This window comes from Streptomyces sp. NBC_00306, assembly GCF_036169555.1.
In the GTDB taxonomy this organism is placed as follows: domain Bacteria; phylum Actinomycetota; class Actinomycetes; order Streptomycetales; family Streptomycetaceae; genus Streptomyces; species Streptomyces achmelvichensis.
In genome coordinates this window covers 6,329,469-6,355,014 of sequence record NZ_CP108032.1, presented here as the reverse complement: position 1 = coordinate 6,355,014, position 25,546 = coordinate 6,329,469, and the positions used below count along the sequence as shown (strand labels likewise).

Here is a 25,546-nt window from a genome sequence, read left to right as displayed (position 1 = left end):
CCCCGGCCTTGTCAGGATGGGGGTCGGCATCGACGACGAGGGGACCGCCAGTGCTGTTCGAGGTATGGGCACCGCAGGCCGAGGAGCAGGTCACGCTGTGGCTGGAGGGCGCCGAGCGCCCGATGGCCAGGGACGCAGAGCGCAGGGACTGGTGGACCGCCGAGGCGGAGGCCGACGACGGCGCCCGCTACGGCTTCTCGCTGGACGGCGGCCCGGTGCTGCCCGACCCCCGCTCGCGCCGCCAGCCCGACGGCCCGGACGGCCCGAGCGCGCTGGTGCGGCATGACACCTATGTGTGGCGCCATGCCTGGACCGGGAAAGGTCTGCGGGGTGCGGTGCTGTACGAGCTCCACATCGGCACATACACCCCCGAGGGAACACTCGACGCGGCGGCCGAACGTCTGGGCGAACTGGCCGAGTTGGGCATCACCCACATCGAGCTGATGCCGCTCTGCCCGTTCCCCGGGGTGCACGGCTGGGGCTACGAGGGGGTGTCACTGTGGGCCGTGCACGAGCCGTACGGCGGCCCGGAGGCACTGAAGCGCTTCGTCGACACGGCGCACTCGCACGGCCTCGGCGTGGTGCTGGACGTGGTCCACAACCACTTCGGCCCGTCCGGCAACTACCTGCCCGCCTTCGGCCCCTACCTCACCGACACCCACACCACGCCCTGGGGCTCGGCGGTCAACCTCGATGCCCCCGGCTCGGACGAGGTCCGCACCTTCCTGCTCGGCAGCGCGCTCGCCTGGCTGAGGGACTACCGGCTGGATGGCCTGCGCCTCGACGCCGTGCACGCCCTGGTCGACCACCGGGCGCTCACCTTCCTGGAGGAGCTCGCGGCGGCGGTCGACGGACTCTCCGCAGAGGTGGGGCGCCCGCTGTTCCTGATCGGCGAGTCGGATCTGTGCGACCCGCGCACGACGACACCGCGCGACGCGGGCGGCATCGGCCTGCACGCCCAGTGGAACGACGACTTCCACCACGGCCTGCACACCGCCCTGACCGGCGAGTCCCAGGGCTACTACGCCGACTTCGCCGCAGCGCCGCTCGCGGCCGTCGCCAGGACCCTCACCCACGGCTTCTTCCACGACGGCACGTACTCCAGTTTCCGCGGCCGCACCCACGGCCGCGCCCTGGACGTGGCCGCCACGCCCGCCCACCGCTTCCTCGGCTACGCCCAGACGCACGACCAGATCGGCAACCGGGCACTCGGCGACCGGCTCTCGGCCTCCCTCTCCCCCGGGATGCTGGCCTGCGCGGCCGCGCTGGTACTGACCGGGCCGTTCACCCCGATGCTGTTCATGGGGGAGGAGTGGGGCGCCCGTACGCCCTGGCAGTTCTTCACGGACCACACCGACCCGGAACTCGCCGAAGCCGTACGCAACGGCAGGCGGCGGGAGTTCGGAGAACACGGCTGGCCGGAGGAGGAGATCCCGGACCCCCAGGACCCGGCCACCCGGGACCGCTCCTGCCTGGACCGCGCGGAACGCGACCGCGACCCGCACGCCCGGCTGCTGGCCTGGCACCGCGAACTGATCGCCCTGCGCCACGCCCAGTCGGACCTGGCTGACCCGGACCTGGCCGCGGTGAAGGTGGCGTTCGACGAACAGGCGCGCTGGCTGGCCTACCGACGCGGCGATCTGCGGGTGGCGGTCAACCTGTCGAAGGAACCGGCGGCGATCCCGCTGGGAGGCGGGGGGAGGGTGCTGGCGGCGTGGGAAGCGGTCGAACCGCCGGGCGGGGACGGGGTGTTGCACCTGCTGGCGGAGTCGTGTGTGGTGCTGGCGGACGGGTGAGGCCGTCGTGTGGGGTGCGGCTTTCCCCCGGCGGCGGGGGCGCGCTCAGTCGACCAGGTCGGACCAGGTGTTGACATCCGTGTCGTCCACGACGTCCTCACCGAGACCGAGTTCGTCCCCGAGCGCGAGGTAGCGCTCGTACCGGGCCTCGCTGATCGGTACGGAGTACGCCTTCAGGGCCCGGAGCAGCAGCCGGAACCCGAGGTCCGCCTCGATGTCCGCTGCCTGTTCCAGGGCCGGGACGACACCGTCGAGCGCGTTGTAGGAGTGGTGGGCTGTGGCCTGCTCCAGGGCAGGCCCGACCGACGTGATCTCGGCCCGGACCGACTCTTTCGTCGCGTCGTCCACGATCGGGGCGACAGCCTCGGGCTCGAAGGAGGGGTCGTCGCGCCGGATCCGGTCGGTACAGATGTCAGCGATCCGGCGCAGCCACGCCCGCCCGTCGATCCCGAGGCGCTCCAGGTCGAATTCCCGGAAGGTCCCCGCCAGCCACAGGATCTCGACGTTCCGACTGGACAGAGGTGAGTCCAGTAGCACGAGACAGTCCCGCAGAAGCTGGTGGGCGAACGCACCGTCGAAGCGGTCGGCGACGCTCCCGACGACCTCCAGGCCTGCGGCCTCGCTGTTGACCAAGGGGTAGCGGATCCACTTGATCAGCCCGCTGAGGCCGATGTCGACACCGAGGTGCCTGTGATTCACCAACGTCATCACCCTCGCCGTTCCCCCAGCGCTTTCCTGTGGCCGAAGCAGCCGGCATGAGAAACCTCGCCCCGTTCCAGGGATTGGCACTTTCGCTGCGCTCTCAGTCGGTGTCCGTGGCAGTAAGGACCGCGATCTCGTGCCTGTCCGGCCGCAACGCCGCAACCGCCAGATCCCAGACCACTTGGTGGAACCAGTCGGACGAGGGGTCGGCGATGAACCACCGTGTCTGTTCGACCATCGCCGCAATGTGATCGATCACGGCGTCCGCGGGGGCGCCGACCAGGCCGCCGAGGGAACGCCAGGCGGCAAGCCGCCCGTACGCGCGATTCAGGCCGGGGCCGTACGCCGGGCTGCGCACTGCCGCGGTGAGCAGCACCGTCAGCACCCTGTCCGCGGAGGCCGAGTGCAGCCGGGCCGTCACCGCCGCCTCAGGCCATGCCGTCAACGGCAGCCGCTCGAAAACGGCCGCGAAGTCATCCGGCGACACGGGGACCGCGGACCAGAACTCCTGCGCAGCCACCATTCCGTTGGACTGCTCGCGCCAGTGGTGCACAGCAGCGCCCATGACCTCAGCCACCTCCGCGACAGTGATCTCCGCGGGGTCGACCTCCGCGTTGCGCCGACGCATCTCCGATGACACCTTGAGCGTTGCTTGGTCACTGTGCTGCGCCACCGTTGACGGAGGCAAAGCCCACGTCCAGTCGCGCGGCGCATGGGGTGGCCTGCGCAGCCCTCGCTCTGTCGGCAGCAAGTGGAGCGGCAGTACCGCGAGCGGGTGCTCCTCGTCCGCGAGCCTCTCCCCGAAGGACTGAAGCGCTGGATACTCAGTGATCGGCACGGCTTCAAATACCATTTCGTGCAGAAGGCAGGCCTTGAATTCGTGTGTCGCGGCGGTTCCGGGTTCCCTGCCGTACACCACCCGGACGATGTCCTCAGCCCTGTGGCCCGAGGCCACCATCTGGGCCAGGCGACGCTCGGCGGTGACCTGTGAGGATCCTCCGGGCGACAGGCTGACCGGCACGCGCATCAGCGCGCACAGGCTCCGTCGGCCCGGCACGGATGCGAGGACTGTCTGCACACGGTCGAGGAGGTACAGGTAGGCCGATCGCCCCTCACCCTCGCCGGCCGCCAGCCGGACGACCTCCACGCCGAGCGTGGCAGCCCAGTCGAGGTCTCCGGCGGAAGCCCGATGCTGGATCTCTTGACCAAGTGCAGAAGTCGCCGAGAAGTCGGCAGTATCCAGCCCTTCCAGTCGGCGGGCCACGTCGCTTTGCACGGTGCAATCACCTGGTTTCCATCTGTACAAGTACGGCGACTCGGCCGGCGCCGTGGGGCGCCGGCCGAGTCGGTTGTTCCGTCGGGCTCACGTCGAGCCACGCTAGGGGTGGGCCACCGGATAGGCGCTCAGAATGTACTTGGTCTGCGGATCAACCGCGATCTGCAGGTACTTCTCCCCTCTGGTCCCGATTTCCTCGCCCATGTAGAACACGAACCTGAACGCGTCATTGGGGTCCCTGATCGCTTTGCTCTGCATGGCCCACGCCTGGTCCACCAGGTCGAGAACCTTGCTGGGGTTCTTTTCCACGAACACCGTGTGCGTCGGCCTCGAGGCATCGGGCACAGTGTGGGCGAGCACGTGGTTGATCTTGTGCCCGTGCTTCCTGTCGGCGCCATAGATGAGCCCACCGGGCGACTTGAAGTTGCCACCGCCCAAGTCGACGAAGCTGACGGGGCAGGATGTGTTGTGCACGAGCACCGGCGTGCGGCCGGCCAACACGTAGTAGGTGTGGAGGTCGTCGACAGTGAGGTTGTAGGCGGGGGAGAGTCCCGTCCAGTGGCGAATGCCGCTGATGCGCACAGATGCGCCATCGGTGGTGCGGAGAGTGTCCTGCGGGGTCAGGTCCGCCGCGTTCCTCCACTGCCTGCCCTTTTCGGACCAGAACGGGTGGTGGTCCGTAGCGGACAGCGACCCGCCGCCGTTGTTCGAATCGAGGGTGATATCCGTGAAATTGCGGTCGTCGGGGGTATAGATCGTCGCATCGACGCGGCGCGGACCGGTGACTCCGGTTTCCGGGTCGGTGGCCAGGACCATGTCGCCGATGCGCACATCCCGGATGGCCTTGTGTGAGCCGTCCGCCATGAGGACCTGCGTGCTACCCGGGAAGCTGTTGGCCTTGCAGGCATGGACCACGCCCTCGTAGGCATTGACCGATCGCTCGATCTGGGCGAGGGTCGCAGGGTCCAAGTCCAGGGTCTTGAGCGCCTTGAACGCGTCTGCAACGCCGACACCGGTCTTCATCGCGGCGTCCAGAGCCTGGATGCCCTCGAAGACCTTGCCGAGCGCCTTGCCGGGAATGAAGTTGCTCGCGGCCCAGGCGCAGCCGCTGACACTGCCGTGCCAGCAGTCGACGAAGTCCTGGACCAGGACCGCCTTGATGAGCTTGTAGGTGAGGGTCTGCTGGATGAGTTCCAGCTTGGAGAAGTATCGGGTGACGTCCTTCTTCAGACCCGGAATGCGCTTGCTCTCGACGAGCAGCGTGTCGTCCTGAGGACATCCGCCGGCGCCGGCCTGCGCGTCGCGGTTGGCGCAGAGGAAGAAGTCGACCGTCGCGCTGAAGGTGACCGCGAATGTGACGGTGCAGCCCTCGAAGCCGATCTCGATGACGCAGTCGTTCTGCTGCTTGGCGTCGGTGATCTCGATACTGCCCTCGTCGACGACGTACCACGTGCCGCCGACCCCGGTACCCGCACCGTTCGAGACCTGCTTGTTCGCGGCGTTGCGAGCCGCTTCCTCCGCTGCCTGCTGCGCCTCCTTGGCGTACTTGAGGGCGTCCTTGGCGGCCTGCTCGGCCTCGGTCGCTGCGGCGTCGGCGCGGTTCGCGGCTGCGCGGGCGTCCTTGGCCGACTGCTCGGCCGCGGCTGCGGCGTCGCGTGCGGCCTGGGCGTCGAGCGCGGCCTGGTCGGCGGAGTCGCGGGCTGCCTGGGCGTAGCCCTCGGCACGGCCCGCCGCCTGGTCGGCCGCGGCCGCGTCCACGGTGGCCTTGCGGTCGTACTCGACCGTGCGGGCCAGGGACGCCGATGCCTTGGCGGCGGCGGCTGCTGCGTCGGCCGCGTAGCCCAGAGCCTCCTTGGAGTAGGTGCGGGCGTTCGCCGCATGACCGGCTGCGTTGGCCGCGTACTGGTAAGCGATCTTCGCGTCGCCCGTTGCCTGTTCGGCGAGGTTCTTCGCGGCGGCCGCTTCGGCCTGTGCGTTCTTGGCGTGGGCGTCCGCGACGGCCTTCTGCTGTTCCGCGATCGACTTCGACGCCTGCCCGGTCAGCACGACCAGGCTCGCGGCCGAGTCGGTGGTGACATACGGCGAGCCGAGCTGGATCGCGTCGTTCGCCGGCTTGGCGACCTGGGCCGCTGCGTTGCCCGCGTCGACCGCGGCCTGCGCGGTGACATGGGCGAAGCCCGCCGCCTTCGCAGAGGCGACCAGCGCCTTGCCGGCCTCCTTGAACGCCTCGTCCGCATGCGACTTGGCGGCCTTGGCCAGCTTCTCCGCCTCCTCCGCCAGCTTGACGGCCGACTTGGCCTCGCCGGAGGCGTGCTCGGACGCGTCGATGGCGTCGGCCGCCGCGCTCGTCGCGGTCTTCACCGCGGCATCGGCCTTGAGCTTTGCGGCCTGGGCGTCGTCCGCGTGCGCACGGGAGCGCTTGGCGGCCGCCTCCGCACGGGTCGCCGCCGCGTCCGCCTCAGCGGCCGCATCGGTGGCGGCATCCGCCGCGGTGCGGGCACGGCCGGCAGCCGCTTCGGCATCGTCGGCGTGAGCGCTCGCCGCGTCCGCAGCCGCCCTGGACTCCTGGGCATTGCTGTCGGACTCGTGCGCCTGCGCGAACGCCTCCTTCGCATCCGCCTTGGCGCGCGCCGCGTCGGCCTTCTGCGCGGCGTCCCACGCGTCGTCCCGCAACTCGCGGGCCTTGTCGCGGGCCTTGACCGCGCCGTTCTTCTTCTCGACCGCGGTGGCCTCGGCGGCTTCGGCCTTCTCCTTGGCCTCCTTGGCGTTCGTCGCCTCGGCCTGCGCGGTCTGCTTGTGCTGGTTGGCCTCGGCCTGCTTGGCCGCGGCGGTGTCCTTCTCCGCCTTGGCCGTCTTCTCCTCGGCCTCGGCCGCGAGCCGCTTTGCGTGCGCCTCCGCGGCAGCCGCCTTGGCATCGGCCTCGGCCTTCAGCGCCTCGGTGAGCTTGGCCTCCGCGGTCTCCTTGTCCTTCTTCGCGTTGTCCCGGTGGATCTTGGCCGCATCCGCCGCGGCCTTGGCCTGCAACTCGGCGGTGTGCGCGGCCTCCTTGCGGAACTCCGCCTTCGACTGCGCGGCCTGCGCCAGCGCGCGCTGCGCGATCGTCTCGCTGTCGCCCGCGGACGACCGGGCCGCCGCCTCCGCCGTCTCACCGGCCTTCACCATCGCGGTCAGGGCGGCCACGGAACCCTTGGTGACCTGTGCCTTCTGCTGACCCACCAGCAGCCCACGGCCCCGCGGCGCCCCAGCGGCGTCCGCGATGCCGTACGCGGCCTTCTCCGCGGTGTCGGACGCGGTGGCCGCCTGCTTGGCACTCTCCAACTGCGCCTTGAGCGTGGCGAGCTGCTTCTTCGCCGCCGCCTGGGTGTCGGTGATGCCCTTCTTCGCCTTGTCGAACTGCGCCTTGTCCGGGTACGACAGGCTGTCCGTGCCCTTGTGGCCGGACGGCTTGATCAGGAACTTCTGCGCACTGGCGTCCTTGCAGTCGTACAGCCGAGCGTCCGTGCTCTTGGTGAACGAGCTGAGGTCCAGGCACTTGCCCGTGGTGACGCTCTTCAGCGGCGAGGACGCACGGACGTCGCCCTTCCACGACTGTCCCTTGGACTTGTAGCAGTCCGAGATCTGGATCTTCGTGCCGTTCGCCGACGCGTTCCCGGCCACGTCCAGGCACTTCTGCGAGCCGACATTGCGCAGGTGGAGGTCGTCCTCGCTGCCCTCCAGCGTCCACTGCTGGGCCGCGCCGTTGTTGCAGGTGTAGATCTGGATCGGCGTGCCGTTGGTCTTGGCACCGCCTGCGACGTCCAGGCACATGCCCTTCGCGCCCGGCACCTCGATCGTCGCGTAGCTGTCACCGATCCAGCCCAGCCCACCGGCGGACCAGTAGTCCTGCCAGCGAGCCAGATGGTCGGCAACCCAGGAATGACCCAGCATGTCCCCCAGGGCCTTTGCCCCGGTGGCCAGCGCCTTGGTGGCATCCTTGTTGGACGTCAGGAGCTGGTTGCGCTGAACGGCCTGAGAGGCGATCTCCTGCTGCCACTCCGTGGCGGCGGTGGTGGAGATACCGCCCAGCGCCTTGTTCGGGTCGATCGGATCACGCCATGTGCACGCGGCGAACCGGGTCTTGAAGTCCTCGACCGCGATGCGGTGCTCCGCAGTGCCCGGCTGCGGCGCCGTGCGGGGGAACCCGCCGGAGGCGAGGAACAGACGGGCGTTGTCCGCACCCGTCGGCTCCAGAGACCAGTCCGTCAGGTGGTCGAAAGCTCCGTGCTCGGCGACCTGTCGGTTCCACTCGGGCAGCTGCGGATCGGGCTCCTTGCCGTACAGCGGCAAGCCGAGGTCCTTGACGGCCTTCGCCGTCGCGGCGTCGGCCTTGGGGGTGGGGTCCTCGTAGAAGTCGCTGTCGCTCTTCCAGAACCGGTCGGCGGTCCACTTCGTCAGACCCGTCTGACCGTAGAAGTCGTCCTTGCCGTCTCCCGGCGAGCCCGGAGGCCAGTGGAAGTCGGCGTCGGTGAAGCCGCGCGGTGTCTCAAGACCGTCGAGCGGCTTCTTCCACGTGCCTCGCAGAGCATGAACGGCTTCCAGTTCCTTGGAGGCCGCCTCCTTGTCCTTGTTGTACGCCTGCGCCAGCGGCGTGTCCTCCCAGTGCTCCCGGTTCGCCAGCTCGTGGAGTTTGTCCTGCGGCTGGTTGAGCCCGTCCTGCGCGACGGCGGCCATGGACGGCCCACCCAGCCGCAGCACATCGCTCATCAGGCACTGGTCCTGCCGCAACTGTTCCGCGGCGGTGTCCTCGAACCAGTCCTCGGATTCGCTCGCCGTGGCCGTGCGCTGTGCGGCGAACTGGTTGAGCACGTCAGGCTGGACAGCCAAGCCGCCGAGGACGGCCAAGCCGGCAACGGACGTGACGACAGAGGTGAAAATCGCAGATCTTCGTGATCGGGGTCTGAACAACCCAGGTCTGGAGCGCAAGAGGGCATCCTTCGTCGCGTACGTGGGGCAGGCGGGGGTCACTGTCCGGATGAGGCAGAGGCGGTGTGGGCTGATCAGCCCGTTTTGCCGGCACGGGGACGGGGACAGCAGGCGGCGCACACAGTGAGCCGGTGTCGCGGCATGGCGGTCCCCTCCCCGTGGCGGCACTGTTCCCCCGGCCGCCGGCTGATGCGCGTACGTCACGGCGGAGCGGTCAGGGACCGCCGCGTGTGCGCGGTGATCACCATAGACACAGGTCAACGCCCTTGGGCAAGGGATAACTTGAGCATCCCGGGCTCACGACTCGAAGACATGAGCGAGGGTCGCCACGCGCCCATCTGTGGAAATCCCGTGCTCACGCCGGGAGTTATCTATGAAGTTCCTGTGAATACAGAACGGAACCAGAGGTCATGTCCTGGCCAAAACTTGACCGATATTCAGCCCTGTCCGACCCGCCCCCGACGGGCCACTGCTGCGACGCGACCGCCGTCAGCCCAGCCGCACATCCTCCCCCCGCGCGTGCACCGTCACCCCCAACTCCCCGACCGTCACATCCGTCGGGCTGAGGCCCGCCGGCAGAACCGGTACCACGCGGTCCCGTTCCGCGAAGGCCCGGGCGATCCGGGGAGCGGACGGGTCGAGGGGGCGTCCCGCGAACGAGGCCGACACCGGGACCGCCGTGATGGTGCGTCCGGTGAGCCGCAGTTCCGCCGTCACGGTCAGCGGGAGCCCGCGCACCCCCTCGATACGCAGCCGTCCGTCCTCGTCGGCGGAGAGCGACGCGGCACCGCCGGAATTGCCGCCCAACGAGTCGAGGGGCACCGTGAATCGTCCGTCCGCGCTCGCCGCCGTATAGGTGTCGGCCTTCTCCGTCACGCCGTGCAGTTCTATCGCGGCGCGCACGGGCTGCTCCTCGGCGGTGACCGCGTCGGCCCGCACCGACACCTGCGGGAAGGTTCCACGGGCCGCGTCCAGGAGGAACGGGAAGCCGTCGATCCGTACCTGCGGGGTGCCGACCACCGTGGTGCTCACGGCGGCGACCCGGTCGGCGATCCGTCCCTCGGCGACACCGGCGGCGACGCGGTCGGCAATGGGCAGAGCGGCGAGCACGGCGCACAGCGCGAGAACGGTCCAGCGGCGCCGGCCGCGCCACGCTCTGAACAGGCCGGTCATGACACACTTCCGTCGCTCGCGAGGGCCGCATCGGCGACCGCTTCCTTCGGTGGTCGCGCCGGACCGTGGCCGTCGTCCTCGATGCCCATGTGCGGCAGCAGCCGGTCCAGCCAGGCGGGCAGCCACCAGTTGACGCGGCCGAGCAGGACCATCGTGGACGGGACGAGAATGCCGCGGACGACCGTCGCGTCCAGGGCCACGGCGACGGCCAGTCCGATGCCGAACATCTTCACCACAGGGTCGTCGGACAGTACGTAGCTCAGGAAGACGCTGACCATGATCAGTGCCGCGGAGGTGACGATCCGGCCGGTGCCCGCCAGGCCGCTGATCACCGCACCGCGGTTGTCGCCGTCGCGTACATACGCCGCCCTGATGGCGCTGAGCAGGAACACCTCGTAGTCCATCGAGAGCCCGAACAGCACCGCGAACATCAGCAGCGGTACGTAGCCGGGTATCGGGACGGCCCCCTCCAGGCCGATCAGTTGCGCGCCCCAGCCCCACTGGAAGACCGCGGTGAGCACTCCGTAGGCGGCCGCCACGGACACCAGGTTCAGCACCGCGGCCTTCACCGCGATGACAGGGGAACGGAAGGCGGGCAGGAGGAGCAGCCCCGCCACCGCCAGGACGAATCCGACCACCAGCGGCATCCGCCGGGCGAGGCGTTCGTTGAGGTCGGCCTGGGCTGCCGTCGCACCGCCGACATGCGTGACGAGTCCACTGCCGGCCCCCCGGGTGTCCTCCCGCAGCCGGTGCACGAGAGCGGCGGTGTCCGGATCCCCCGGCGCGGTCTCGGGGGTGACCTGCCAGCGCGCGTGGCGACCGTCGGCGGCCAGTTCGGCCGGTGCGACCGCGGCGACGCCGGGGGTGGTCCGCAGCGCGGCCGTGACCGGGGCGAGCCTCGGGTCGTCGGGTGCGGCCGCGGGGTCGGACAGGGTGCCGGTGACCTGGAGCGGCCCGTTGGCGCCGGGGCCGAAGGCGGCCGCGGTCCGGTCGTACGCCGTACGGCTCGCCGTGCCCACGGTCCGGTCGCCGCCGTCGAGTTGACCGAACGTCAAGTGGGCTGCGGGTGCGGCCAGGACGCCGGTCAGGACGAGCCCGGCCGCCAGACAGCGCCACGGCCGGGCGGCGACGTACTCGGCGATACGTCCCCAGCCGCGCGGGCGGGCGTCGGTGCCGGTGCCGGCGCCCGCGTCAGCGACCCGGTCGCTCCCCGCCGGCCGCGACGCGGAACGCTTCGAGGCGAGCTTCGCCATGAACCTCGGTACGCGTGCCGTTACGGGCTTCGGTGCGAGCCTCGGCCCGAGCAGCGCCAGCACCGCCGGCAGCAGCGTCAGCGTGGCCGCCACCGCGACCAGTACGGCGATCCCCGGTGCCAGCGCCAGGGCGTGCAGCAGCGGCAGCCCGCCCAGCGCGAGACCGGCGAGCGCGGCGATGACCGCGGCTCCGGCGAAGAGCACCGATTTGCCTGAGCCGGCCATGGTGCGTGCGACCGCGTCCTCCACGCCCGCCCCGGCGGCCAGCAGTTCACGGAACCGGGTCAGGCAGAACAGTGTGTAGTCGATGCCCACGCCGAGGCCGATCATCGCCGCGATCGTGGTGCCCGAGGACGGCATGTCGACGAGGTGTCCGACCAGGCCGACCACGCACAGGGACCCGGCGAGCCCCAGCGCACCCGTGAGCAGCGGCACCCCGGCCGCCACGAGACTGCCGAAGCCCAGGGCGAGGACGACGAAGGCGGCGGCGAGCCCGATGATCTCGCTGTGCCCGGTGGAGCCCTTGTCCTCCGCCTCGGCGAGATCGCCGCCGGGCGTGACCTCGATGCCCGCGTCGGCGGCGGGGCCGGCCGCGTCGACGATGGCGCGGGTGATGGCGGGGGTGATGTCCCGCCCGGTGAGGTCGAGTTCGACCAGCATCCGGCCGGTACGGCCGTCGGCGCTGAGGGCGCTCCCGCCCGCCCGGTCGTAGGGGGTGGCGACGGCCACGACGTGGTCCACGTCGGCGATGGCCCGCGCGGCCGCCTCGACCGCCGCCCGCTGCGCCGAGGAGGTCAGTTCCGCCTCGCCGGCCGTGGTGTGGAGCAGGACGGGCTGCGGCCCGGAGGCCGCGTCGCCGAAAGCCTCGCCCGCGTCGCGGGCCGCCTGGCTGTCGCTGCCCGGGATGGTGACGGCCTCGCTGGTGACCGTCCCGAAGACAGTGACAGCGGCGGCCAGGGCGGTGAGCAGCAGCAGCCAGGCGGCCACGGTTCTCTTGGGTCTGCGGGCGCACCAGCGCCCGACGGACAGGAGCATCAGGATTGTGGCCCTTCCGTACGAACTCATTGCACTCGGCGTGCAATCAGAACCGTTGCATCGCGAGTGCAACAATGTCAACAGCGAGACTTCAGGAGGGACCGTGGTGAAGCAGCCGGCGCGACAGTCACCGGAGGGCGGCGAGACGCGTGCCCCGGGCCGGACACAGGGCGGCAGCGAGGGCAACACCCCAGCCCGCGCTCCGGACGGGCGTACCGAGCGGGGGCGGCAGACGCGCGAGAAGATCGCCGATGCTCTGCTGGCGCTGCTCGACGAGGGCGAGGCGCACTTCTCCGCGGACCGGGTCGCCGAGCGGGCCGGTGTGTCCCGGCGGTTGGTGTTCCATCACTTCGCCGACATGTCCCAGGTCATCGACACCGCGATCACCCGCCGGCTGGAGCAGTTGTTTGCACAGATCAAGCCGCTGCCGACAGACGGCCCGCGCAGTGTGCGGGTCGCGGCGATGGCCGAACAGCGCTCCCGGATCCTGGAGTGGATGACCCCGACGCGGCTGGCGATCATGCGCCAGGACCAGCCGTCGGAACGCGTCGAGCAGGTGACCCGTGAGGTCTACGCCTTCGCGCGCGATCGCCTGGCCGAGATCTTCGCCGCGGAACTCGACCGGCTGCCCGCGGACCGCCGGGCGGATCTGCTCAACGGGCTGGACGGGGTGACCACTTGGGGCGCCTGGTACCACTGGCGCAGCAGCGGCCTGGACACCGCGACGGCCCGGCGCGCGATGGAGACGACTGTGCACGCGCTGCTCGCGACGACCGAAGCGCCCGCCTCGGCGCCGAGCCCGTAGATCTCCCTGCGCCGGCGACATCGGCCGAGGACGAGTCCTGCGATCGAGAGTGCTCCAACTCGTAGGGAGTGTCCGCAAAGTGTCGTCGTCCGCCCGGAGGACGCCGCGAACCAGTCGAGACTTCGCGGACACGACCTAGTCTCGGAGCATGAAGCAACTCAATCTCGGCAGGACGGGTCTGCGCGTCAGCGAACTGTGCCTCGGCACCATGAGCTTCGGCGACGACACGAGCGGCCACGGCGCCCTCGACGCCTTCACCGAGGCGGGCGGCACCTTCATCGACACCGCCGACATGTATGCGCGGGGAGGCTCCGAGGAGATCCTCGGGCGCTGGCTGAAGGGACGCCGCAGGGACGATCTCGTCATCGCGACCAAGGTGTGGGGGCGGATGGGCGAGGCGCCGAACGACGGCGGGCTCAGCCGCAAACACATCATCGCCGCGGTGGAGGCCAGCCTGCGGCGGCTCGGCACGGACTACATCGACCTCTACCAGACGCACATCTGGGACGCGACCACCCCGCTCGAGGAGACCCTCGCGACGCTGGACACGCTCGTACGGTCGGGCAAGGTCCGCTATGTCGGCACCAGCAATGTGACACCGTCTCAGCTCCAACGCGCCCTGGATCTCGCGCAGTTCCGCGGCTGGGAGCCGTACGTCAGTCTCCAGCCGCGCTACAGCCTGCTCAGCCGCGAACTGGAATGGGAGCTGGCGCCGATGTGCGAGGAGCAGGGCATCGCCGTCATTCCGTGGAGCCCCCTCGCGGGCGGCTGGCTGACGGGCAAGTACCGGCGCGGCATGGACTCCGTGCCCGCGGGTTCGCGTGAGGCCCACTTCCAGGAGCAGTCGGGCAAAGAGGGCTGGCGCGAGCGGGACACCGAGGAGACCTGGCGGACGCTCGACGCGGTCGACGAGGTGGCGCGGGAGACCGGCCGTACGGCCTTGCAGGTGTCGCTGCGGTGGCTGATGCAGCAGCCGGCGGTGACGGCTCCCATCATCGGCCCGCGGAACGCCGAGCAGTTGAAGGAGAATCTCGGGGCGGTTGAATTCGAGCTGACGGACGCGCAGTCGGCGCGGCTGGACGAGGCGAGCCGCAGGCCGCTGCCGTATCCGTACGAGATGCTGGCGCGGCTGTCCCACCACGACCCGCGGTAGCCGGCATTACCCGGCCCGGGGCCGCTAGGTCCTGTCCGGGCGATCTTGTCGGGCCTGTGACGACAGCTACGGCACTCCCCCGTAGCCCTTCGGGCACGGGAGGTGCCCCCACGCTGTGTTGTCAAAGTCGCCCGAGTACGCCCAGTACGAGGACGATCTCCCCCAGCCTCCGGCGGGGGTGCCCCCACCGCCGTGCGATGCACCGCATCCGACGCCACAGGCTGATCCTCGAAGATCGCCCCGACAGGACCTAGTCGACGATCGCCATGGTGCGGGGCGTGTTGTTGAGGCGGCGGCCCCCGGTCTCCGTCACCGTCACGATGTCCTCGATGCGGACCCCGAACCGGCCCGGCAGATAGATCCCCGGCTCGACCGAGAAGCACATCCCCGGGACGAGCGGCTGCTCCTCGCCCTCGATCATGTACGGCGGTTCGTGCGTGGTCACACCGATGCCGTGGCCCGTGCGGTGGATGAACAGGTCGCCGTATCCGGCCTCTTCGATGATCTCGCGGGCAGCCCGGTCGACCTCCTGGCAGGCGACACCCGGCTTCACCGCGTCGACGCCGGCCTGCTGGGCCTCCAGCACCACGTCGTGGATGTGCTGTTCGGCGGGGGCGGGCTCGCCGACGTGGACCGTGCGGGAGGTGTCGGAGCCGTAGCCGTCCAGCAGCCCGCCGAAGTCGAGGACGACCATGTCGCCCGTCTCGATGGTCCGGTCCCCCGCCTCGTGGTGCGGGTTGGCGCCGTTGGGCCCGGAGCCGACGACCGTGAAGTCGACCTGCGAGTGGCCGAACTGCCGCAGCAGACCGGCGAGATCGGCGGCGATGTCCGACTCCTTCCGCCCGGAGAAGCGGACCTTGAGGATCTCCTCGTAGGTCGCGTCCGCGGCGGCGCCGGCCGCGGCCAGCCGCTCCAGTTCCGGTCCGTCCTTCACCGCGCGCAGCATGGGCAGCACCTCGGTCACCGAGGCGTACGAGGCGTCCGGCAACTGCCGCTGGAGACCGAGCAGATGCATCGCCCAGGCGTTGTCGCTGACGCCGAACCTGCCGCCGGCAGGAAGCAGCGGCCCGGTCACCCCGTAGGGGTCGGTGCCGTCCGTCCAGTCGCGCAGCGTGAGAGCGGGCCCGCCGACGGCGCCCTCCGCGTCCGGCGCCTCCAGCTTGGGGACGACGAGCACCGGGTCGCGGCCCGCGACGAGGACGAGCAGCGTGAGCCGTTCGGTGACCCCCGGCTGATAGCCGGTGAGATGCACGAGATCGGGCCCGGGAGCGATCAGCAGACCGTCGAGCCCCGCAGCGGCGGCGGCCTCGGCGGCGCGGGCCATACGGGCCCGGTAGTCGTCGGCGGTGAAGGGCGCGGGAGTCGTCGGCATGAGCCCATCCTGCCTCCGGCTCACATCCCGCGCGAGCTCAATCTCCGTATCCGCCGTCCTCGGCCACGAGCCGTTCCAGCAGCTCCTGGAAGTCCTCGCCGACGACGATCCGCAGACCGTCGCCGTCCTCCTCCCGGTCGCTGAGCTGGGTGAGCGTCCCGTCGCGCCACCAGTAGACGTACGGACTGATCGCGCCGGGGGTGTCGGCGAAGCCGGAGGCCGCGAACGAGGTCATGGCGCTCAGCGTGGGGATCACACCGGTGTCGTGGATGGCGTGGAAGGCGAGCTGGTGCCGGAACGGCATGGCCACCAGGGCGCCGTCGGCGGTGAGCTGCTCGCCGCCGATCTGCCGGACCACGCTCTCCAGCGCGAGGACGCGGCTCGCGGTGTAGAAGGAATCGCCGAGGACGACCTCGAAGCACATACCTCCCTCGCCCTTGACCGTCTCGTGCCCCTCGACCGGCAGACCGCGCAGGTTGTAGAGCGCCTGCTCACGGAGGTAGGGCAGATCACCGAGCGGCTCCAGGGCCTCGTCGGTGAGCATCATGACGCTCTCCGGGAGATCGAGCGCGATGATCTCGAAGAGGCCGGGGGCGAGGGGGCGGGCGTAGCCGAAATTCTGCGGATCGAAGCCCTCGTGGCCGACGACCCGTGGGTAGAGCTGGGCGCGGATCTGCTCGGTCGGCAGGGTGTCCAGGGCGGAGGGCGCGTTCATGGTGCGCAGGACCATGCCGACGTGCCGCCGGACCAGCTCGGACCAGGCACGCGGTCCGCGGTCGTCGTTGTGCAGGACGGCGGCCAGATTGCCGAGTCCGAACTGACGTCCGTCGCTGTCGGTGACGACATCGGCGAACACGGTCACTTCGAGGCCGTGCTCCGCGAAAGCCTCCCGCACCTGGCCCCGGAAGCGCGCACCCTCGTCGACCGAGAAGAAGGAGAACTCGGGGTCCCGGGGCACATCGAGTCCGTCGCGCTTCGGCCCCCGCCGGAACAACCCCACGTCATCAGCCCTTTCGTTTGCCCGCCAGGACCGGACCTGCCTGGACTCCGAGCGTACCCACCCCGTCGGCGGGTGATCCCCCGGGAGAGGGGTCGTGGCCTGCGCTTTGCCCGTCCTGTGCCGACTCATGGGCCGATGCCCGGACGGCAGAGGGGCGCGCCGGGCTGTCGGTACGCCTCAGTAGCATGCGGCCGCATGACCGATCCCTCCCTGGTGCTGCTTCGGCGGCGGCCGGATCTGGCGGCCCTGGCCGCGTTCCCCTTCGACTTCGACCTGGACCGGGCGGAGCACGGCGAGGAGGTGCACCTCGCCTCCGGCGCCGCGCTGGAGCCGATCGCCGGGGACGACACCGGCGGGACCTTCTTCCTGTGCGGGGGCAACGCCGTGCTGTACGCCGACTCGGAGGGCGGTGCGGGTCTCCTGGCGGACAGCGTGACGGACGCGCTGGACATCGTCGTGGGGCTGCCGGCGTGGCGAGACCTGATGGGTCCCGACCCCGGTCCGGAGGAGATCCGCGAACTGGAGGACGGGATGCGCACCTCCTACGCACCCGACCTGGACGCCCGGCGCACCGAACTGCGCACCGCCCTCGGCCTGCCCGCGCGCTCCCCCGCCGAGCTGGTGGCCCGTCTTCATGCCGCGCTGCTGCGCACCGATCCGGACCATCTGCTGCTGAACTCGCAGGAGTTGCTCGCGTACGAGCTCCTGGACCGGCTGCCCCGCCATCCGGAGCGCTCGATCGGGCCGGTCCGCAGGGAAGTTGTCCGCGCTTCGCTGATCCGCCGGCTCGACGACACGGGCCCGGATCCGGAGCAGCTGGGCCAACTGGGCCGGGACCTGGAGCAGATCGGCGAGTACGCGCAGGCCGCCCGGGCGCAGCGCGGGTTCCTCTCGCTCCAGAACAGCGCCTGGGACCGGGCCGCGGCCGGGCAGGTGCTCGCGCGGCGAGAACGCTCGGCGGGCGATCTCGCGGCCGCCGGCCGGACCCTGGCGCGCGTCCGTACGGCGATCGGCCTGGACTCCCCCGCCCCGCCGCCCCCGCACGAGCAACGGACGCTGGACCTCGGTGCGGCCGGCGAACCGCCCGCCCCGGACACGAGCGCCGAGGAATGGCACCGTCGCGGTCTCGGCCGGATGATCACCGAGGAGCATCTCGAGCTGGTGCTCGCCGCGATCGCCGCCGGGGAGACGGGCCTGGCCCGGGATGCGATGGCGCACGCCCATGACCTCCTCGCGCTGATCGCGAAGCAGTTCCGCCAGTCGCTGGGCGATCTGCCCGCCCGGGCGAAGTGGGCGGTCGCGCGCCTCCCGCAGGTGTGAGCCCTCAGGGCTTCGCGTTCCCGAGATCGAGCTCCGCGCGCACGGTCTTTCCCACCGGGACGCGGTCCAGCACCGACCACCGGTCCGCCAACGCGTCCACCAGCATCAGCCCCCGGCCGGCTCCGTCGAGTGCGGCGGGCGGGTGGACATCTCCGGGGCCGGGCGGACGGCATTCCCCGCGGGTGTCGGAGACCTCGATACGCAGGGTTGCGGGTGTACGGGTGAGCCGCAGCTCGAAGTCCCGGCCGGGGACACGGCCGTGCGTCACGGCGTTCGCCGCCAGCTCGGCGACGATCAGTGCGGCGTTGTCGGACGCCTCGGAGCCGTGCGGCACGTCCCAGGCGTGGAGTTGATGGAGAGCCAGGTGACGGGCGAGCCGGGCACCGAGAGCCGTGGAGCTGAATCGCTGCGTGAACACACGTACGGTACCGAGCTGTTGGGGTGTGACGGGTGGGTGCATGGGCCCACCGTGACCGCCCGGAAGGGGGCCGCTCCAGATCAGCGACTCGTACGCTGCGTCAGCGTACGGGTACACACGGTGGACAGTCGCAGTGACCCTCCGTGACCATGGACGCGGGAGGTGGCCGTCCATGGTGGACAGCGGATGCGGGGAGCCGGAGGTCTCGGACAGCCTGAAGGCGTTCGGGGAAGTGGTCAAGGCTTTCAGGAAGAGGGCGCGACTGACGCAGGAACAGTTCGCGCCACGGGTGCGGTATTCGGTGCCGACGGTGGCGTCGATCGAGCAGGGGCGGAGGTTTCCGCCGGCGGATTTCGTGGACCGGGCGGAGGAGGTGCTGGACGCGTTCGGAACGATCCGGGGCGCGGCACGGCACTTGTCGCGGCGACCCGGGCTGGCGAGCTGGTTCCGGCAGTGGGCCCAGCTGGAGACCGAGGCGGTGAACCTGTGCACGTACGAATGCCGCTTGATTCCAGGCCTGTTGCAGACCGAGGCCTACGCCCGGACGCTGTTCACGAACCAGCTGCCGCCGCTCTGCGACCAGCAGATCGCGGACCAACTGGCAGCGCGGCTGGACCGTCAAAAGCTGTTACGGGAGCGGCCGAATACGGCGTACAGCTTCATCCTGGAGGAGCATCTGTTCCTGCGCCGCACGGGCGGTGCGCAGATCACGCTGGAGCTGATCGAGCACATCCTCGGGCTCGCGGAACACCGCAACATCGAGATCCAGGTCATGCCGATGGTGCGAGAGAGTCACGCGGGACTCGACGGCCCCATGCAGCTGCTGGAGACCCCTAGCAACAAGTGGTTCGGTTACTGCGAAGGGCAGGAATGCGGCCAGTTCATCTCTGACCCGAAAGTGGTCAGCATGCTCCAGATGCGGTATGCCAGGATGCGGTCACAGGCTCTCTCCCTGGAGGACTCGCTGAGCCTGTTGCGGCAGATGCGAGGAGAAGCATGACCACCACGGAACTGACCTGGTTCAAGAGCAGCTACAGCGGCGGATCCGGCGACAGTTGCGTCGAGGTCGCCCTCTCCTGGCACAAGTCCAGCTACAGCAGCGGATCCGGAGACGACTGCGTCGAGGTCGCCACCTGCCCCTCCACCGTCCACGTCCGGGACTCCAAGGTCGAGCAGGGCCCTCAACTCGCCCTCTCCCCCGCCTCCTGGACCGCCTTCATCACCCACACCACTCAGGTCTGACGGCGTCGCACACGCCCTACGGCATCGGGACGACGACGTCCGCCCGGTCCCTGCCCCGTGCGACCAGGCGGGCGTTGGCCTCGTCGGAGTCGCGGACCCAGCGCTCGGCGAAGGACCTCTCCTTGCCGAACTCCACGTGCCGGTCCACCAGTCGGGGCACACGGACCGCGGGATCGAGCTCCAGGTACCAGATCTCGTCGAGCAGGGCGCGGATCCCGGCCCAGGCGCCTTCGTCGTGCAGGAGGTAGTTCCCCTCCGTGACGACGAGGGGGACGTCCGGCGGGACGGCGATGCTCCCGGCGACGGGTTCCTCCAGCCTCCGGTCGAAGGCGGGGGCGTAGACGGTGGTGTCCGCGGATCGCGTGCGCAGCCGGGCGAGGAGAGCGGCGTATCCGGCCGCGTCGAAGGTGTCGGGGGCGCCCTTGCGCCCGGCCCGGCCGAGGCGTTCGAGCTCGGCCTGTGCCAGATGGAATCCGTCCATGGGGACGAGGACGGCGAGACCGTCGAGGGCGTCGACGAGACGGCCGGCGAGCGTCGACTTGCCCGCGCCGGGCGCTCCGGCGAGCCCCAGGACGCGGCGCCGGCCGGGGACGGCGAGGGCGCGGGCTCGTTCCAGCAGGTGCGGAGGGGGCGGCTGCGCAAGCATGTGCGCATTGTTCCATCACCGGTCATACGTATAACGTGAGGTCCATGTCGTTCATCGCCCTGGTCACCCTCGTCGTCCGTGACTACGACGAGGCCATTGCCTTCTACACCGACGCGCTCGGCTTCGAACTGGTCGAGGACACCGACCGCGGCGACGGGAGCCGCTGGGTCGTGGTCCGCCCGGCCGGTTCCGGCCATGGCAGCGCACTGCTGCTGGCCCGCGCCAAGGACGAGGAGCAGCGCGCGAGCGTGGGCGCCCAGACGGGCGGCCGCGTCGGTTTCTTCCTGCACACCGAGGACTTCGCCGGCGACCACGCACGCATGACGGCGGCGGGTGTGCGCTTCCTGGAGGAGCCGAGGCACGAGGTCTACGGTTCGGTGGCGGTCTTCGAGGACCTGTACGGCAACCGGTGGGACCTGCTCCAGCCCAAGTAGCCCCGCTCGCCGCCGCCGGGATGTGCCGGCGAACGGGCCGGCCGCGGCCTGGGGGCTGCCCGGCTCGTACTCGGACAGGGCCCCGGCCGCGGCCGGCTGTGCTCGGTGGGGGTCACCCGGCCGTGGCCGGGATCGCCCGTGGGATCAGCTCTCGTCCGGCGTCAGCCGCAGCGAGATGCTGTTGATGCAGTACCGCTGGTCGGTCGGGGTGGGGTATCCCTCACCCTCGAACACGTGCCCGAGGTGCGATCCGCAGCGCGCGCAGCGCACCTCGACGCGCACCATGCCGTGCGAGCGGTCCTCGATGAGTTCGACCGCGTCGGTGTCCTTCGGGTCGTAGAAGGACGGCCAGCCGCAGTGCGACTCGAACTTCGTGTCGGAGCGGAACAGCTCGGCGCTGCACGCCCGGCAGGAATAGACGCCCTCCGTCTTGGTGTCGGTGTACTCACCGACGAAGGCGGGCTCCGTACCGGCCTGGCGCAGCACCTTGTACTCCGCCGGATTCAGCTCCGCGCGCCACTGCTCGTCCGGCTTCTCGATGTCGTACGCCATGAAATTCGGCTCCCTCAGCTCGACAGACGGGCCAGGATCAGCGGACCGAGGTCCGTGACGTCTCCCGCGCCCATCGTGAGAACGAGATCACCGGGCTTCGCCATTCCCGCGACCACCTCGGGGACCGTCTCCTTGTCGTGGACGGCGGTGACATCCGCGCCCGCCGCCCGGGCGGCGTCGATGATCAGCTCGCTGGTGACGCCGGGGATCGGGTCCTCGCGGGCCGGATAGATGTCGAGGACCACCGAGGCGTCGGTCAGGGCGAGTGCCTGGCCCATCTCGGTCGCGAGCTCCTGCGTACGGGAGAAGAGGTGCGGCTGGAAGACGACCAGCAGCCTGGAGTCGGCCGCGGCGCCCCGCATGGCCTCCAGGTCGGCGGTCATCTCGGTGGGGTGGTGGGCGTAGGAGTCGATGACCTGGACGCCCGCGGCCTCGCCCTTCAGCTGGAGCCGGCGCTTGACCCCGGTGTACTTGCCGAGGGCGGAGGCGAGATTGTGCGCCGGGATGCCCAGCGCGACGCCGGCGGCGAGCGCGGCCACGGCGTTGTGCGCGTAGTGGCTGCCCGGGACCGAGACGGTGAAGGTCAGGAACTTGCCGTTGAGCAGGACGGTGACCTCGCTGGTGAGGCCGCGCGGGGTGACCTTGTGCACCCGTACGTCCGCGGACTCGGAGGCGCCGTAGGTGACGACCTTCAGCGTCGACAGGTCACGGATACGGGAGGTGAGCTCCACCGCGCCCGGCTGGTCGGCGGAGATCACCAGGGTGCCGCCGGGGACGACCTTGCCGACGAAGGTCTCGAAGGAGTCGTAGATCTCGTCCATCGAGGCGTAGTTGGCGTGGTGGTCGAGCTCGACGTTGAGGACGATCGCGACCTCGGGGTCGTACTTCTGGAAGCTGCGGTCGCTCTCGTCGGCCTCGGCGACGAAGATGTCACCGGCGCCGTGCCGGGCATTGGTCCCGGGGCCCTCCAGGTCACCGCCGATGGCGTACGAGGGATCGAGACCGAGCTCGGTGAGCGCCACCGCCAGCATGGACGTGGTGGTGGTCTTGCCGTGGGTGCCCGCCACCGCGATCGAGCGCAGGCCGGTCATCAGGGACGCGAGCGCGTCGGAGCGGTGGACGACCGGGACCGAGAGCTCACCGGCACGGGCCAGCTCCGGGTTGTCGGCGCGGATGGCGCTGGAGACGACGACACAGCTGGCATCGGAGGCCAGGTGCTCGGCGGCGTGCCCGATGTGGACCGTGGCGCCCAGCGAACGCAGGCTCTCGGCGGTCGCGGACTCCTTGGCGTCGCTGCCCGCCACCGCGGCGCCGCGCTGGGCGAGGATCTTCGCGATGCCCGACATTCCGGCGCCACCGATGCCGATGAAGTGCGGGCGTTCCATGGCGCTAGGGATGGCGGGTGCCATGCGTGTGTCTCCCCACGAGGTACGAGTACGTGCGAGGGGCCAGCCTATTCGCTGTGCGCGAAGAGCTTGAGCACCGGGACGCCGACCTTGTGGCGGGCTCGGGAGGCCCAGTCCCGGTGGAAGAACTCCTCGACGTAGTGAGGTGCGGTCAGCACGATCACCTCGTCGGCGCCCGCCTCGTCGACGACCGCTTTGAGCTTGTCGAGCGGATGGTCCTCGACGACCTGGCCCACGGCCTCGCTGCCGGCGGCGCGCAGGGCGGCCAGGGAGTTCTCCAGCGCCCGCTGGGCGGGAGCCTTGGCAGCCTCGCCCTCCGGCTCCTCACCCTCCTTGACGGCCTCTTTCAGTTCACCGAAGGCCACGTCGTCGATGGCACGCAGCAGGAGGTCGGCCTGGTCGCCGCGCGGCTGCATCAGGACGACGAAGGAGACGTTCTCGTCACCGTGCAGTGTGGTGACGAATTCCACATCTTCCGAGGTCAGGGGCTTCTCGATCATCAATACGCTAGTGAACACGTCAGGAGCCCTTCTGCGGAAACCATCCTTCCCCGCGCCGGTACGGGGACTGCGAGAGTAGTCTGCCCGGCCGGAGCAAACCGGAACGACGAATTCCGCCGATTGTCAGATGCGACGGTAGCGGGTGAAAAGGAACCCCGCCTCCTCCAGTACGGACGTCGGGGCGAAGCGCGCCGGGACGGCGAGTCCCGGCCCGCCCGTGATGCGCTGCGCGTCCCCGACGGTGAGCGTGGGCGACACGGTCAGACACAGTTCGTCGAGCACGCCCGACGCGGCGAACTGCCCCAGCATGCGCGGCCCGCCCTCGGTGAGCAGCCGCCGCAGGCCTCGTTCGGCGAGCGCCCGCACAGCCCTCGGCGGATCCACCCCGGGCCCGTCGCCCGCGACCACCACCTCGGCGCCCGCCTTCTCCGCCTCCCGGACCCGCTCCGGCGGGGCCGCGGCGCCTGTCAGCACCAGCGTCGGCACCAGGGGTTCGGTGAACAGGGGCAGGGTGAAGTCGAGGTTCAGCGAGGCGCTGACCACGGCGATCGCGGGGGCGGGACCCTGACCGGCAGCGGCCCGGCGCTCCGCGAAGGCTTCCCGGGCACGTGCGGGCCGGTAACCCTCGAGACGGACCGTCTCCGCGCCGACCACGACCGCGTCGGCGAGGCCCCGCAGGGTGCCGAAGATCCGCATGTCCGTGTCGGAGGACAGGGGCTGGGACCGGCCGTCGTGCTGGGCCGCCCCGTCCAGCGAGGACACCATGTTGGCCCGCAGCCAGGCACCCTGAAGGGCGTCCGGATACGCGTAGGCGTCCGCCAGCTCGTCCAGGGACCATTCGCGGTCCTCACCGGATGTCTGGTCGGTCACAGGGAGCAGTCGTCGCATGCGGAGCAGTCTGGCACGACCCTTACAGTTGGGAACTGTGTCGACCAGTGCCATGACCGAAGCGGCCCCCCTTTCGCTGTGCGCCCGCGAGCCGCACGTCCCCGCCGACCGGCTGGTCGCGGAGATGGTGCCGCCGCCGCGTTTCGACTCGGTGCGCTTCGACACCTACGTCCCGGACCCGAACCAGCCCAGCCAGCGCGAGGCGGTCACGGTCCTCAGCTCGTTCGCTGCGAGCCTCGGCGGGGCGCACGCGAGCGGATCCGGCAAGCGCCGGTGGTTCGCGAAGAAGCCGGCCGCTCCCACCGGGCCTCGCGGGGTCTACCTCGACGGCGGCTACGGCGTCGGCAAGACCCACCTCCTCGCCTCCCTGTGGCACGCCACCCCGGCCGAGCCCTCGCTCAAGGCCTTCGGCACCTTCGTGGAGCTCACCAATCTGGTCGGCGCCCTCGGCTTCCAGCAGACCGTGCGCACCCTGAGCGGTCACCGGCTGCTGTGCATCGACGAGTTCGAGCTCGACGACCCGGGCGACACCGTCCTCGTCTCGACCCTCCTCGGCAAGCTCGTCGAGGCGGGTGTGGCACTCGCGGCCACCTCCAACACCCTGCCGGGCAAACTGGGCGAGGGCCGGTTCGCCGCCGCCGACTTCCTCCGCGAGATCCAGGGCCTCTCCGCGCAGTTCCGTCCGCTGCGGATCGACGGGGAGGACTACCGCCACCGCGGACTGCCCGACGCCCCTCCCCCGTACTCCGAGGAGACGGTCACCCAGGCCGCGTACGCCACCGAAGGCGCCGCGCTCGACGACTTCCCGGCACTGCTGGACCACCTCGCCAAGGTGCACCCGAGCCGCTACGGCGCCCTGACCGACGGCATACGCGCGGTCTGCCTCACCGATGTGCAGCCGGTGCCCGACCAGTCGACCGCCCTGCGCCTCGTCGTACTCGCCGACCGGCTGTACGACCGCGAAGTGCCGGTGCTCGCCTCGGGCATGCCCTTCGACCGACTGTTCAGCGAAGAGATGCTGAACGGCGGCTACCGCAAGAAGTACTTCCGCGCCATCTCCCGTCTCACCGCGCTGGCCCGTGACGCGAAGGGCCTTGTGGAGCAGTAGGTTCGGGTGCGTAACCACCTTTCCGTCAGAAGGGATTCGCATCATGGCCACCACGCGTCAGGCGCACACGGTCTGGGAGGGCAACCTCACCGAAGGCACGGGCACCGTCACCTTCGACTCCTCCGGAATCGGCGAGTACGCCGTCTCCTGGCCCTCCCGCGCCGAGCAGGCCAATGGAAAGACGAGCCCCGAAGAGCTCATTGCCGGCGCCCACTCCAGCTGCTTCTCGATGGCCCTCTCGCACGGGCTCGCCCAGGCCGGCACCCCGCCGACCCGGCTCAACACCCAGGCCGAGGTGACCTTCCAGCCCGGCACGGGCATTACCGGAATCCACCTCACCGTCGAGGGCACGGTCCCCGGTCTCGACGAGGCGGGTTTCGTCAAGGCGGCCGAGGACGCGAAGGCCAACTGCCCGGTCAGCCAGGCCCTGTCGGGCACGACGATCACCCTGAGTGCCTCGCTCGCCTGAACGGTTGACTTGTAGGGACAGCTGAAGGCTCATGTG

22 protein-coding genes are annotated in these 25,546 nt (G+C 70.4%); 9 read left to right on the top strand and 13 right to left on the bottom strand.

Features of this window, described 5'->3' with window-relative positions:
• The first annotated feature begins 50 nt into the window (after positions 1-50).
• A complete protein-coding gene (gene treZ, locus OHA05_RS28270; RefSeq protein WP_328862063.1) occupies positions 51-1,796 on the top strand; it encodes a malto-oligosyltrehalose trehalohydrolase in 1,746 nt (581 codons plus the stop codon).
• A gap of 45 nt (positions 1,797-1,841) precedes the next feature.
• Here the strand turns inward: treZ and OHA05_RS28265 are convergent, their stop codons facing one another.
• From OHA05_RS28265 to OHA05_RS28245, 5 genes are all read right to left on the bottom strand, one after another.
• On the bottom strand, positions 1,842-2,495 hold the full coding sequence (locus tag OHA05_RS28265) for a hypothetical protein (RefSeq protein WP_328862062.1): 654 nt from the start codon (positions 2,493-2,495) through the stop codon (positions 1,842-1,844).
• A gap of 103 nt (positions 2,496-2,598) precedes the next feature.
• A complete protein-coding gene (locus OHA05_RS28260; protein WP_328862061.1) occupies positions 2,599-3,774 on the bottom strand; it encodes a DUF6183 family protein in 1,176 nt (391 codons plus the stop codon).
• 102 nt (positions 3,775-3,876) lie between these two features.
• Positions 3,877-8,517 (bottom strand): ricin-type beta-trefoil lectin domain protein, encoded by a 4,641-nt coding sequence (locus OHA05_RS28255; RefSeq protein ID WP_443043848.1) that lies wholly within the window; start codon positions 8,515-8,517, stop codon positions 3,877-3,879.
• Positions 8,518-9,225: 708 nt separating this feature from the next.
• Complete coding sequence (locus tag OHA05_RS28250; protein WP_328862059.1) at positions 9,226-9,909, bottom strand: LmeA family phospholipid-binding protein; 684 nt, start codon at positions 9,907-9,909, stop codon at positions 9,226-9,228.
• A complete protein-coding gene (locus OHA05_RS28245; protein WP_328862058.1) occupies positions 9,906-12,197 on the bottom strand; it encodes an MMPL family transporter in 2,292 nt (763 codons plus the stop codon). The genes OHA05_RS28250 and OHA05_RS28245 overlap by 4 nt, the downstream gene beginning before the upstream one ends.
• 103 nt (positions 12,198-12,300) lie before the next feature.
• Between OHA05_RS28245 and OHA05_RS28240 the strand changes: the two genes are divergently transcribed.
• Positions 12,301-13,002 (top strand): TetR/AcrR family transcriptional regulator, encoded by a 702-nt coding sequence (locus OHA05_RS28240; protein WP_328862057.1) that lies wholly within the window; start codon positions 12,301-12,303, stop codon positions 13,000-13,002.
• 148 nt (positions 13,003-13,150) lie between these two features.
• Positions 13,151-14,155 carry an aldo/keto reductase gene (locus tag OHA05_RS28235; protein ID WP_328862056.1) on the top strand — a complete coding sequence of 335 codons (1,005 nt, stop codon included), beginning with the start codon at positions 13,151-13,153 and terminating at the stop codon, positions 14,153-14,155.
• Positions 14,156-14,405: 250 nt separating this feature from the next.
• Here the strand turns inward: OHA05_RS28235 and OHA05_RS28230 are convergent, their stop codons facing one another.
• Positions 14,406-15,527 (bottom strand): aminopeptidase P family protein, encoded by a 1,122-nt coding sequence (locus OHA05_RS28230; protein ID WP_328862055.1) that lies wholly within the window; start codon positions 15,525-15,527, stop codon positions 14,406-14,408.
• A 37-nt stretch (positions 15,528-15,564) separates the two neighbouring features.
• Positions 15,565-16,527: a hypothetical protein gene (locus tag OHA05_RS28225; protein WP_328862054.1), complete on the bottom strand. Its 963-nt coding sequence runs from the start codon at positions 16,525-16,527 to the stop codon at positions 15,565-15,567.
• Positions 16,528-16,722: 195 nt separating this feature from the next.
• Between OHA05_RS28225 and OHA05_RS28220 the strand changes: the two genes are divergently transcribed.
• A complete protein-coding gene (locus OHA05_RS28220; RefSeq protein ID WP_328862053.1) occupies positions 16,723-17,847 on the top strand; it encodes a hypothetical protein in 1,125 nt (374 codons plus the stop codon).
• 4 nt (positions 17,848-17,851) lie between these two features.
• Here OHA05_RS28220 and OHA05_RS28215 read toward each other — a convergent pair whose 3' ends face one another.
• Positions 17,852-18,307, bottom strand: coding sequence for an ATP-binding protein (locus tag OHA05_RS28215; protein WP_328862052.1), 456 nt, complete (start codon positions 18,305-18,307; stop codon positions 17,852-17,854).
• A 130-nt stretch (positions 18,308-18,437) separates the two neighbouring features.
• Between OHA05_RS28215 and OHA05_RS28210 the strand changes: the two genes are divergently transcribed.
• Both OHA05_RS28210 and OHA05_RS28205 read left to right on the top strand, forming a co-directional pair.
• Positions 18,438-19,265, top strand: a complete 828-nt coding sequence (locus tag OHA05_RS28210) for a helix-turn-helix domain-containing protein (RefSeq protein WP_328862051.1) — start codon at positions 18,438-18,440, stop codon at positions 19,263-19,265.
• Positions 19,262-19,507 carry a DUF397 domain-containing protein gene (locus OHA05_RS28205; protein WP_328862050.1) on the top strand — a complete coding sequence of 82 codons (246 nt, stop codon included), beginning with the start codon at positions 19,262-19,264 and terminating at the stop codon, positions 19,505-19,507. Before OHA05_RS28210 ends, OHA05_RS28205 begins: the two co-directional genes overlap by 4 nt.
• 16 nt (positions 19,508-19,523) lie before the next feature.
• Here OHA05_RS28205 and OHA05_RS28200 read toward each other — a convergent pair whose 3' ends face one another.
• A complete protein-coding gene (locus tag OHA05_RS28200; protein WP_328862049.1) occupies positions 19,524-20,153 on the bottom strand; it encodes a nucleoside/nucleotide kinase family protein in 630 nt (209 codons plus the stop codon).
• 44 nt (positions 20,154-20,197) lie between these two features.
• Here OHA05_RS28200 and OHA05_RS28195 point away from each other — a divergent pair, with 44 nt between their 5' ends.
• Positions 20,198-20,587 (top strand): VOC family protein, encoded by a 390-nt coding sequence (locus OHA05_RS28195; RefSeq protein ID WP_328862048.1) that lies wholly within the window; start codon positions 20,198-20,200, stop codon positions 20,585-20,587.
• 144 nt (positions 20,588-20,731) lie between these two features.
• On the opposite strand, the gene msrB is transcribed toward OHA05_RS28195, so the two are convergent.
• From msrB to OHA05_RS28175, 4 genes are all read right to left on the bottom strand, one after another.
• A complete protein-coding gene (gene msrB, locus OHA05_RS28190) occupies positions 20,732-21,139 on the bottom strand; it encodes a peptide-methionine (R)-S-oxide reductase MsrB (RefSeq protein ID WP_313943502.1) in 408 nt (135 codons plus the stop codon).
• Between the two features lie 14 nt (positions 21,140-21,153).
• Positions 21,154-22,548 carry a UDP-N-acetylmuramate--L-alanine ligase gene (gene murC, locus OHA05_RS28185; protein WP_313943503.1) on the bottom strand — a complete coding sequence of 465 codons (1,395 nt, stop codon included), beginning with the start codon at positions 22,546-22,548 and terminating at the stop codon, positions 21,154-21,156.
• Positions 22,549-22,592: 44 nt separating this feature from the next.
• Positions 22,593-23,063 carry an indole-3-glycerol phosphate synthase gene (locus OHA05_RS28180; RefSeq protein ID WP_328862047.1) on the bottom strand — a complete coding sequence of 157 codons (471 nt, stop codon included), beginning with the start codon at positions 23,061-23,063 and terminating at the stop codon, positions 22,593-22,595.
• Positions 23,064-23,168: 105 nt separating this feature from the next.
• A complete protein-coding gene (locus OHA05_RS28175) occupies positions 23,169-23,933 on the bottom strand; it encodes a pyrimidine reductase family protein (RefSeq protein WP_328862046.1) in 765 nt (254 codons plus the stop codon).
• Between OHA05_RS28175 and zapE the strand changes: the two genes are divergently transcribed.
• Positions 23,932-25,041 (top strand): cell division protein ZapE, encoded by a 1,110-nt coding sequence (gene zapE, locus OHA05_RS28170; protein ID WP_413777717.1) that lies wholly within the window; start codon positions 23,932-23,934, stop codon positions 25,039-25,041. The genes OHA05_RS28175 and zapE overlap by 2 nt on opposite strands.
• Positions 25,042-25,084: 43 nt before the next feature.
• Complete coding sequence (locus OHA05_RS28165) at positions 25,085-25,510, top strand: OsmC family protein (RefSeq protein WP_313943506.1); 426 nt, start codon at positions 25,085-25,087, stop codon at positions 25,508-25,510.
• Positions 25,511-25,546: the final 36 nt, after the last annotated feature.

Excerpts from the sequence above, each read along its gene's own strand:
- OHA05_RS28255 (WP_443043848.1), bottom strand. The coding sequence starts at position 8,517 with ATGAGCGATGTGCTGCGGCTGGGTGGGCCGTCCATGGCCGCCGTCGCG.
- OHA05_RS28250 (WP_328862059.1), bottom strand. The coding sequence starts at position 9,909 with ATGACCGGCCTGTTCAGAGCGTGGCGCGGCCGGCGCCGCTGGACCGTT.
- OHA05_RS28245 (WP_328862058.1), bottom strand. The coding sequence starts at position 12,197 with ATGCTCCTGTCCGTCGGGCGCTGGTGCGCCCGCAGACCCAAGAGAACC.
- OHA05_RS28235 (WP_328862056.1), top strand. The coding sequence starts at position 13,151 with ATGAAGCAACTCAATCTCGGCAGGACGGGTCTGCGCGTCAGCGAACTG.
- OHA05_RS28230 (WP_328862055.1), bottom strand. The coding sequence starts at position 15,527 with ATGCCGACGACTCCCGCGCCCTTCACCGCCGACGACTACCGGGCCCGT.
- OHA05_RS28220 (WP_328862053.1), top strand. The coding sequence starts at position 16,723 with ATGACCGATCCCTCCCTGGTGCTGCTTCGGCGGCGGCCGGATCTGGCG.
- OHA05_RS28215 (WP_328862052.1), bottom strand. The coding sequence starts at position 18,307 with ATGCACCCACCCGTCACACCCCAACAGCTCGGTACCGTACGTGTGTTC.
- OHA05_RS28210 (WP_328862051.1), top strand. The coding sequence starts at position 18,438 with ATGGTGGACAGCGGATGCGGGGAGCCGGAGGTCTCGGACAGCCTGAAG.
- OHA05_RS28205 (WP_328862050.1), top strand. The coding sequence starts at position 19,262 with ATGACCACCACGGAACTGACCTGGTTCAAGAGCAGCTACAGCGGCGGA.
- OHA05_RS28200 (WP_328862049.1), bottom strand. The coding sequence starts at position 20,153 with ATGCTTGCGCAGCCGCCCCCTCCGCACCTGCTGGAACGAGCCCGCGCC.
- OHA05_RS28195 (WP_328862048.1), top strand. The coding sequence starts at position 20,198 with ATGTCGTTCATCGCCCTGGTCACCCTCGTCGTCCGTGACTACGACGAG.
- msrB (WP_313943502.1), bottom strand. The coding sequence starts at position 21,139 with ATGGCGTACGACATCGAGAAGCCGGACGAGCAGTGGCGCGCGGAGCTG.
- murC (WP_313943503.1), bottom strand. The coding sequence starts at position 22,548 with ATGGCACCCGCCATCCCTAGCGCCATGGAACGCCCGCACTTCATCGGC.
- zapE (WP_413777717.1), top strand. The coding sequence starts at position 23,932 with ATGCGGAGCAGTCTGGCACGACCCTTACAGTTGGGAACTGTGTCGACC.
- OHA05_RS28175 (WP_328862046.1), bottom strand. The coding sequence starts at position 23,933 with ATGCGACGACTGCTCCCTGTGACCGACCAGACATCCGGTGAGGACCGC.
- OHA05_RS28165 (WP_313943506.1), top strand. The coding sequence starts at position 25,085 with ATGGCCACCACGCGTCAGGCGCACACGGTCTGGGAGGGCAACCTCACC.